This window comes from Amycolatopsis sp. lyj-112, from assembly GCF_046549055.1.
Lineage (GTDB): Bacteria > Actinomycetota > Actinomycetes > Mycobacteriales > Pseudonocardiaceae > Amycolatopsis.
Genome location: NZ_JAJPWS010000030.1, coordinates 1 through 5,150, shown reverse-complemented (window position 1 = coordinate 5,150; position 5,150 = coordinate 1). Strand labels below are relative to the sequence as shown.

Sequence of the window (5,150 nt, the reverse complement as noted above, 5' to 3'; positions counted from 1 at the left end):
GTGTTGCTTGAGAACTCAACAGTGTGCTAGTGAACTAAGCCAGTAGAGCTTATGTATTTGAACCTCGTTTGAGGTTCCTTTGAGTGCATTAAATTGCCTCGATCAAATTTGACATTGTTGGAGAGTTTGATCCTGGCTCAGGACGAACGCTGGCGGCGTGCTTAACACATGCAAGTCGAACGATGAAGCCTTCGGGTGGATTAGTGGCGAACGGGTGAGTAACACGTGGGCAATCTGCCCTGTACTTTGGGATAAGCCTGGGAAACTGGGTCTAATACCGGATATGACTATCTTCCGCATGGTTGGTGGTGGAAAGCTCCGGCGGTACAGGATGAGCCCGCGGCCTATCAGCTTGTTGGTGGGGTAATGGCCTACCAAGGCGACGACGGGTAGCCGGCCTGAGAGGGTGACCGGCCACACTGGGACTGAGACACGGCCCAGACTCCTACGGGAGGCAGCAGTGGGGAATATTGCACAATGGGCGAAAGCCTGATGCAGCGACGCCGCGTGAGGGATGACGGCCTTCGGGTTGTAAACCTCTTTCGCCAGGGACGAAGTGGCCAGGTTTTCTTGGTTGTGACGGTACCTGGATAAGAAGCACCGGCTAACTACGTGCCAGCAGCCGCGGTAATACGTAGGGTGCAAGCGTTGTCCGGAATTATTGGGCGTAAAGAGCTCGTAGGCGGTTTGTCACGTCGTTCGTGAAAACTCCACGCTTAACGTGGAGCGTGCGGGCGATACGGGCAGACTTGAGTTCGGTAGGGGAGACTGGAATTCCTGGTGTAGCGGTGAAATGCGCAGATATCAGGAGGAACACCGGTGGCGAAGGCGGGTCTCTGGGCCGATACTGACGCTGAGGAGCGAAAGCGTGGGGAGCGAACAGGATTAGATACCCTGGTAGTCCACGCTGTAAACGTTGGGCGCTAGGTGTGGGCGACATCCACGTTGTCCGTGCCGTAGCTAACGCATTAAGCGCCCCGCCTGGGGAGTACGGCCGCAAGGCTAAAACTCAAAGGAATTGACGGGGGCCCGCACAAGCGGCGGAGCATGTGGATTAATTCGATGCAACGCGAAGAACCTTACCTGGGCTTGACATGCGCCAGACATCCCTAGAGATAGGGCTTCCCTTGTGGTTGGTGTACAGGTGGTGCATGGCTGTCGTCAGCTCGTGTCGTGAGATGTTGGGTTAAGTCCCGCAACGAGCGCAACCCTTATCCTACGTTGCCAGCGCGTTATGGCGGGGACTCGTGGGAGACTGCCGGGGTCAACTCGGAGGAAGGTGGGGATGACGTCAAGTCATCATGCCCCTTATGTCCAGGGCTTCACACATGCTACAATGGCTGGTACAGAGGGCTGCGATACCGCGAGGTGGAGCGAATCCCTTAAAGCCGGTCTCAGTTCGGATCGCAGTCTGCAACTCGACTGCGTGAAGTCGGAGTCGCTAGTAATCGCAGATCAGCAACGCTGCGGTGAATACGTTCCCGGGCCTTGTACACACCGCCCGTCACGTCATGAAAGTCGGTAACACCCGAAGCCCATGGCCCAACCCGCAAGGGGGGGAGTGGTCGAAGGTGGGACTGGCGATTGGGACGAAGTCGTAACAAGGTAGCCGTACCGGAAGGTGCGGCTGGATCACCTCCTTTCTAAGGAGCAACACATCCACCGTTCCCGGGATACCCGGAACAAGAATGGTGGGGTGGCCGGCACTCAATACCCGACCGTGGTGTTGTGCTGGTTGCTCAAGGAATTGTGGAACTACTGGTTATGGTTTGCGGTCAGGTTGCCGGCAAGTGCGAGTACTGCTCTTAGGGGCGTGGAAAGTGTTCTGTCGGGTCTGGTCAAGAATTGTTCGCTGGCACGCTGTTGGGTCCTGAGGCAACACGCCAAAGGGCTTACACCCTGGGAGTTTGTTTCTGGTGTGGTGTTTGAGAACTGTAGAGTGGATGCGAGCATCTTTGTGGTCAAGTTATTAAGGGCACATGGTGGATGTCTTGGCTTCAGGAGCCGATGAAGGACGTGGGAGGCTGCGATATGCCTCGGGGAGCTGTCAACCAAGCTGTGATCCGAGGATTTCCGAATGGGGAAACCCAGCACCAGTTATGTGGTGTTACCCGCATCTGAATATATAGGATGTGTGGAGGGAACGCGGGGAAGTGAAACATCTCAGTACCCGTAGGAAGAGAAAACAACCGTGATTCCGTGAGTAGTGGCGAGCGAAAGCGGAAGAGGCTAAACCGTTTGTATGTCAAGCTGTCAGGCGTTGTACAAGCGGTGTTGTGGGACCCAGCGTCGAGGATCTGACAGTCCTCGGAACGATTACGCGTGTTAGTGGAACGCCTTGGGATGGGCGACCGGAGTGGGTGAGAGTCCCGTACGCGAAAACACGTTGTGGATTGTTTGTTTGGTGTTCCCGAGTAGCAGCGAGCTCGTGGAATTTGCTGTGAATCTGCCGGGACCACCCGGTAAGCCTAAATACTTCCTGAAGACCGATAGCGGACTAGTACCGTGAGGGAAAGATGAAAAGTACCCCGGGAGGGGAGTGAAAGAGTACCTGAAACCGTGTGCCTACAAGCCGTCAGAGCCCGAGCACATCCTTGTGATGTTGAGGTGATGGCGTGCCTTTTGAAGAATGAGCCTGCGAGTTAGTGCTGCGTGGCGAGGTTAACCCGTGTGGGGTAGCCGTAGCGAAAGCGAGTCTGAATAGGGCGTCTGAGTCGCGTGGTCTAGACCCGAAGCGGAGTGATCTACCCATGGCCAGGCTGAAGCGTCGGTAAGACGACGTGGAGGGCCGAACCCACTTAGGTTGAAAACTGAGGGGATGAGCTGTGGGTAGGGGTGAAAGGCCAATCAAACTCCGTGATAGCTGGTTCTCCCCGAAATGCATTTAGGTGCAGCGTCGCATGTTTCACCACGGGGGTAGAGCTACTGGATGGTCTAGGGGCCTTACCGGGTTACCGAAATCAACCAAACTCCGAATACCGTGGTGTGAGAGTGCGGCAGTGAGACGGCGGGGGATAAGCTTCGTCGTCGAGAGGGAAACAGCCCAGAACACCAGCTAAGGCCCCCAAGTGTGTGCTCAGTGGGAAAGGATGTGGGATTGCCCAGACAACCAGGAGGTTGGCTTAGAAGCAGCCACCCTTGAAAGAGTGCGTAATAGCTCACTGGTCAAGTGGTCCTGCGCCGACAATGTAGCGGGGCTTAAGCACACCGCCGAAGCTGTGTCATTCATACAATACATCGGCTTCCGTACTTGTTACGGTTGTCTAGTGGTGTGGATGGGTAGGGGAGCGTCCTGCATCCAGGGAAGCGGCGGCGGAAGCCAGTCGTGGAGGGTGTGGGAGTGAGAATGCAGGCATGAGTAGCGAATGCAGAGTGAGAAACTCTGCCGCCGGATGACCAAGGGTTCCTGGGCCAGGCTAATCCGCCCAGGGTAAGTCGGGACCTAAGGCGAGGCCGACAGGCGTAGTCGATGGATAACGGGTTGATATTCCCGTACCCGAGCATGTGCGCCCAGGATGAGGCGGTTGATACTAACCACCCAAAGCGCATCGTGAAGCCCTTCGGGGTGGAGTGGTGTTGTGGAGCGTGGGATCTGATTCCGTAGTAGTCGAGTGATGGGGTGACGCAGGAAGGTAGCTCCGCCAGTGAGTGGTAGTACTGGTGTAAGCGTGTAGGCCGAAACATAGGTAAATCCGTGTTTCGTTAAGGCTGAGACGTGATGCGTAGCCGATTGAGGTGAAGTAGAGTGATCCTATGCTGCCGAGAAAAGCCTCTAACGAGTGCATGCACGGCCCGTACCCCAAACCAACACAGGTGGTCAGGTAGAGAATACTAAGGCGATCGGGCGAACTGTGGTTAAGGAACTCGGCAAAATGCCCCCGTAACTTCGGGAGAAGGGGGGCCAGTGTTCCTGAAGTCCCTTGCGGACTAGGGAATGGTGGCCGCAGAGACCAGCGGAAAGCGACTGTTTACTAAAAACACAGGTCCATGCGAAGTCGCAAGACGATGTATATGGACTGACGCCTGCCCGGTGCTGGAACGTTAAGAGGACCGGTTAACCTTTCGGGGTGAAGCTGAGAATTTAAGCGCCAGTAAACGGCGGTGGTAACTATAACCATCCTAAGGTAGCGAAATTCCTTGTCGGGTAAGTTCCGACCTGCACGAATGGCGTAACGACTTTCCGGCTGTCTCAACCACAGGCCCGGCGAAATTGCACTACGAGTAAAGATGCTCGTTACGCGCGGCAGGACGGAAAGACCCCGGGACCTTTACTATAGTTTGGTATTGGTTTTCGGTTCGGCTTGTGTAGGATAGGTGGGAGACTGTGAAGCTGGCACGCTAGTGTCGGTGGAGTCATTGTTGAAATACCACTCTGGTCGGATTGGGAATCTCAACCTCGGACCATGATCTGGTTCAGGGACAGTGCCTGATGGGTAGTTTAACTGGGGCGGTTGCCTCCTAAAGAGTAACGGAGGCGCCCAAAGGTTCCCTCAGCCTGGTTGGCAATCAGGTGTTGAGTGCAAGTGCACAAGGGAGCTTGACTGTGAGACAGACATGTCGAGCAGGGACGAAAGTCGGGACTAGTGATCCGGCACCACCTGGTGGAAGGGGTGTCGCTCAACGGATAAAAGGTACCCCGGGGATAACAGGCTGATCTTGCCCAAGAGTCCATATCGACGGCATGGTTTGGCACCTCGATGTCGGCTCGTCGCATCCTGGGGCCGGAGTAGGTCCCAAGGGTTGGGCTGTTCGCCCATTAAAGCGGCACGCGAGCTGGGTTTAGAACGTCGTGAGACAGTTCGGTCCCTATCCGCCGCGCGCGTAGGATACTTGAGGAAGGCTGTCCCTAGTACGAGAGGACCGGGACGGACGAACCTCTGGTATGCCAGTTGTCACGCCAGTGGCATGGCTGGTTGGCCACGTTCGGAAGGGATAACCGCTGAAGGCATCTAAGCGGGAAGCCTGTTCCAAGATGAGGTATCCCACCCCTTGTGGGTTAAGGCCCCCAACAGACCATTGGGTTGATAGGCCAGAAATGGAAGCACAGTAATGTGTTATCGAGTTGACTGGTACTAATAGGCCGAGGACTTGCCCACAAAGATGTTACGCATCCACTCTACAGCTCTGAAACACCACACAACCACCAGCAC

At 55.7% G+C, this 5,150-nt stretch carries 2 rRNA genes; both read left to right on the top strand.

Features of this window, described 5'->3' with window-relative positions:
* Positions 1-114 precede the first annotated feature (114 nt).
* A 16S ribosomal RNA gene (locus ACLJRL_RS41160) occupies positions 115-1,643 on the top strand.
* Between the two features lie 316 nt (positions 1,644-1,959).
* Positions 1,960-5,096, top strand: a 23S ribosomal RNA gene (locus tag ACLJRL_RS41155).
* Together the 16S and 23S rRNA genes form the textbook arrangement of a ribosomal RNA operon.
* Positions 5,097-5,150 lie beyond the last annotated feature (54 nt).